At 64.0% G+C, this 4,672-nt stretch carries 2 protein-coding genes and 1 pseudogene; 2 read left to right on the top strand and 1 reads right to left on the bottom strand.

The window, feature by feature from the left end; genetic code table 11:
• A partial coding sequence (gene rpoB, locus Q0082_RS15385) for a DNA-directed RNA polymerase subunit beta (RefSeq protein ID WP_298194311.1) occupies positions 1-3,270 on the bottom strand: 3,270 nt, incomplete at its 3' end.
• Between the two features lie 607 nt (positions 3,271-3,877).
• On the opposite strand from rpoB, the gene rplJ reads away from it, so the two are divergent.
• Together rplJ and Q0082_RS15395 are read left to right on the top strand one after the other, a co-directional pair.
• A complete protein-coding gene (gene rplJ / locus Q0082_RS15390) occupies positions 3,878-4,393 on the top strand; it encodes a 50S ribosomal protein L10 (RefSeq protein WP_298194314.1) in 516 nt (171 codons plus the stop codon).
• Positions 4,394-4,478: 85 nt separating this feature from the next.
• A pseudogene (locus tag Q0082_RS15395) lies at positions 4,479-4,672 on the top strand (50S ribosomal protein L7/L12); the annotation flags it as partial.

The following is a 4,672-nucleotide window of genomic DNA, read 5'->3' on the forward strand; positions in this document are numbered from 1 at the left end:
CAGCTTGCGCTTCACCGCGACGAAGACCTTGACCATCTTGAGCACGCCCGGGGCCAGCTCGTCGCCGCGCTCCAGCTTCTCCTTGCGGTCCTCGAACTTCTCCTGGATCGCCTTGACGGTCTCGTCGTACTGCGCCTTGACCGCTTCAAGCTGCGCCTGACGCGCATCGTCGGCGACGGCGAACTTCCACCACTCGTGGCGCTCGACATCGGCGAGGACCTGCTCGTCGATCATGGTGCCCTTCTTGATGCCCTTCGGCGCGGCGCTGGCGGTCTGGCCGATCAGCATGTCCTTGAGGCGGTTGAAGGTCGCACGGTTGAGAATGCCACGCTCGTCCTCGCGGTCCTTGGCGAGGCGTTCGATTTCCTCGTTCTGGATCGCGCGGGTACGGTCATCGATCTCGATGCCATGGCGGTTGAACACGCGCACTTCGACGATCGTGCCCGAAACACCCGGCGGCAGACGGAGCGAGGTGTCGCGCACGTCGCTCGCCTTTTCGCCGAAGATCGCGCGAAGCAGCTTCTCTTCCGGCGTCATCGGGCTTTCGCCCTTGGGCGTGATCTTGCCGACGAGAATGTCACCCGGGTGCACTTCGGCGCCGATGTAGACGATGCCCGCCTCGTCGAGGTTGCGCAGCGCTTCCTCGCCGACGTTCGGGATGTCGCGGGTGATGTCCTCGGGCCCGAGCTTGGTGTCGCGGGCCATGACCTCGAATTCCTCGATGTGGATCGAGGTGAACACGTCGTCCTTCACGATGCGTTCGGAGATCAGGATCGAGTCCTCGTAGTTGTAGCCGTTCCACGGCATGAACGCGACGAGGGTGTTGCGGCCGAGCGCCAGCTCACCGAGGTCGGTCGAAGGGCCATCGGCCAGGATATCGCCCTTTTCGACCAGATCGCCGACCTTCACCAGCGGACGCTGGTTGATGCAGGTGTTCTGGTTGGAGCGCTGGAACTTCTGCAGCGTGTAGATGTCCACGCCCGAACGCCCCGCTTCGATGTCACCCGAAGCGCGGATCACGATGCGGGTCGCGTCGACCTGATCGACCACGCCCGAACGCAGCGCCGCGATCGCCGCGCCCGAATCGCGCGCGACGGTCTCTTCCATGCCGGTGCCGACGAACGGCGCATCGGCCTTGACCAGCGGCACCGCCTGGCGCTGCATGTTCGAACCCATCAGCGCGCGGTTGGCGTCGTCGTTTTCCAAGAACGGAATGAGCGAGGCGGCAACCGACACCAGCTGCTTGGGGCTGACGTCCATCAGGGTGATGTGCTCGCGCGGGCTCATCACGAATTCACCGTTCTGCCGCGCCGAGACGAGCTCTTCCGCGAACGAACCGTCCGGATTGAGTTCGGCCGAGGCCTGCGCCACGGTGTGCTTCTGCTCTTCCATCGCCGAGAGATAGACGACCTCACCGGTCACCTTGCCATCGACGATCTTGCGGTACGGCGTCTCGATGAAGCCATACTTGTTGACGCGGGCGAACGTGCTCAGCGAGTTGATCAGACCGATGTTCGGGCCTTCCGGCGTTTCAATCGGGCAGATGCGGCCATAGTGCGTCGGGTGAACGTCGCGCACTTCGAAGCCAGCGCGCTCGCGGGTCAGACCACCCGGCCCGAGCGCCGAAACGCGGCGCTTGTGGGTGACTTCCGACAGCGGGTTGGTCTGGTCCATGAACTGCGAGAGCTGCGAGGAACCGAAGAACTCGCGCACCGCGGCCACGGCGGGCTTCGCGTTGATGAGGTCGTTCGGCATCACGGTCGAAACGTCGACCGAGCTCATGCGCTCCTTCACCGCGCGTTCCATGCGCAGCAGGCCGACGCGGTACTGGTTCTCGAGCAGCTCGCCCACCGAACGGACGCGGCGGTTGCCGAGGTTGTCGATATCGTCGACTTCGCCCTTGCCGTCCTTGAGGTTCACCAGCTCCTTGACCACCGCGAGGATATCGTCGGTGCGCAGCGTGGTGATGGTGTCGGGGCAATCGAGACCGAGACGCATGTTGAGCTTGACGCGGCCCACGGCCGAAAGGTCGTAGCGGTCCGGATCGAAGAACAGGCCATCGAACAGTGCCTCGGCGGTCTCGCGCGTCGGCGGCTCGCCGGGGCGCATGACGCGATAGATGTCCGAAAGCGCCTGATCGCGGTCCTCGGCCTTGTCGGCCTTCATCGTGTTGCGGATCCACGGACCCGTATTCACGTGGTCGATGTCGAGCAGCTCGAGCACGTCGACGCCCGCCTTGTCGAGCACTTCGAGGTTCTCAGGGGAAACTTCGTCCCCAGCCTCGATCCAGATACGGCCGGTGCTCTCGTCGATCATGTCCTTGGCAGCATAGCGGCCGAAGATTTCCTCGGTCGGGATGAGCAGGTTCTGCAGACCATCCTTCGCCGCCTTGTTGGCAGCGCGCGGGCTGATTTTGGTGCCGGCGGGAAACACGACTTCGCCGGAAGCGGCATCGACGATGTCGAACGCCGGCTTCGTACCTCGCCACTGGTCGAGCACGAAGGGCACCTTCCAGCCGCCTTCGGCACGCGCCCACACAACCTTGTCGTAGAAGAAGTCGAGGATCTGCTCGCCGTTGAGGCCCAGCGCATAGAGCAGCGCCGTCACCGGCAGCTTGCGCTTGCGGTCGATGCGGACGTTGACGATGTCCTTGGCGTCGAACTCGAAGTCGAGCCACGAACCGCGATAGGGGATGACGCGCGCGGCAAACAGGTACTTGCCCGAAGAGTGCGTCTTGCCGCGGTCATGGTCGAACAGGACGCCCGGCGAACGGTGCATCTGGCTGACGATGACGCGCTCGGTCCCGTTGATGATGAAGGTGCCGTTGTCCGTCATGAGCGGGATGTCGCCCATGTAGACGTCCTGCTCCTTGATATCGATGAGGCTCTTGGTCTCGGTCTCGCTGTCGACCTCGAAGGTGGCGAGCTTGAGCGTGACCTTCATCGGCGCGGCATAGGTGATCCCGCGCTGGCGGCACTCGTTGACGTCGTACTTCGGCGCCTCGAGCACATAGCCGTCGCGCTCCTTGATATCGAGGCTGGCGGTGCCGGCGAAGTCCTGGATCGGGAAGACCGAACGCAGCGTCTTTTCGAGGCCCGAGACGTAGCCCGTGGTCGGATCGGAGCGCAGGAACTGCTCGTAGCTTTCGCGCTGAACCTCGATCAGGTTCGGCATCTGCACCACTTCGTGGATGTCGCCGAAGATCTTGCGGATGCGCTTCTTCAGACCGGCGCGTGCCGGCTTGCCCGAGGGAGTTGCCTTGGTAGCCATGAAAGGGTCAGCCTCTTGTCATTGCAGGCCGGGCAGGACACCCGGCGAAAACCACACGCGGCGTGTGGTGCTGAAGCGCGAAACGCCGAGCGCCACCCATGGATTCCAGCTGGATTCCCGGTGGCAATTGGCATCATCGCGTCAGACGAAACCCGAACCGCTTCCTTCCTGAGCCATCCCCCGCGTATGGGACGGCCTTGCTCGAAGCAGTGGACAAGCGCCGCGAGTTAGGCGCAGAGGGGTGGTTTGTCAACCGCCGCCACCCCTCCGCCGCGGGCCGCAGCCCGCTTTGCTTGACTCTTGCGCGGACTTGCGCCAATGGCCGCGCCGACCGCGGGGTTCACGCCCCGAGGTCATCCGTCCGAGACAGCTGGTGCAGGCTTCCTGCTTAATTGCCAGCCTAGACGGGGAAAAGAGATTTCGGGCGCTTCGGCGCCCATAGGCCTGATGGTCCGCTCCCGGAGTGGAACACCATGGCCCGACGCGCCAACCGGCGCGTTCTCCTTCCCCATTGTACGGACTCGCCCGTGGTGCCGCTGGTGCCATGGACAAACGTAGCCGGTCGTTCGGGGTTCGCCCCGTCCGGCCACATGTGAAGGAGTATGGCATGGATCGTTCGCAGAAAGCCGAATCGGTCGCCTTCCTGACCGAGGTGTTCAACGAGGCCGGCGCGGTGGTCATCACCCGCAACCTCGGCATGACGGTGGCCCAGTCCACTGCCCTGCGCATCAAGGTCCGCGAGGCGGGCGCTTCGTTCAAGGTTGCGAAGAACAGTCTGGCCAAGATTGCCGCCAAGGGCACGGCGTATGAGGGCGTGATCGACCTCTTCACCGGTCCCACCGGCATCGCCGCTTCGGCGGATCCGGTGGCGGCTGCCAAGGTCGTCGTCGATTTCGCCAAGACCAACGACAAGCTCGAAATCGTTGGCGGTGCAATGGGCAGCGTCGTTCTCAACGCCGATGGTATCAAGGCGCTCGCCACGATGCCCTCGCTCGACGAGATGCGCGCCAAGCTCATCGGCCTCATTCAGGCTCCGGCGACCAAGATCGCCCAGCTCTCGACCGCTCCGGCGGCCAAGCTGGCCCGCGTCTTTGCCGCCTACGCCGAGAAGGACGCCGCGTAAGCCGCCAAGGCTATCAAGCGCAATCTTCGGACTGTTTTTCAGATCATTCGCCCATCCGGGCAAACCACATTGAGGAGTTATCATCATGGCCGATATCGCCAATCTCGTTGCCGAACTTTCGAAGCTCACCGTTCTCGAAGCCGCTGACCTCGCCAAGGCCCTCGAAGAAGCATGGGGCGTCAGCGCCGCTGCTGCCGTTGCCGTTGCTGCGCCCGCCGGTGGCGGCGAAGCCGCTGCTCCGGTCGAAGAGAAGACCGAATTCGACGTCATCCTGACCGG

The sequence above is a fragment of the Novosphingobium sp. genome, from assembly GCF_027489515.1.
Taxonomy (GTDB): domain Bacteria; phylum Pseudomonadota; class Alphaproteobacteria; order Sphingomonadales; family Sphingomonadaceae; genus Novosphingobium.

Coding starts and splice junctions, on each gene's coding strand:
- rplJ (WP_298194314.1), top strand. CDS start 3,878: ATGGATCGTTCGCAGAAAGCCGAATCGGTCGCCTTCCTGACCGAGGTG.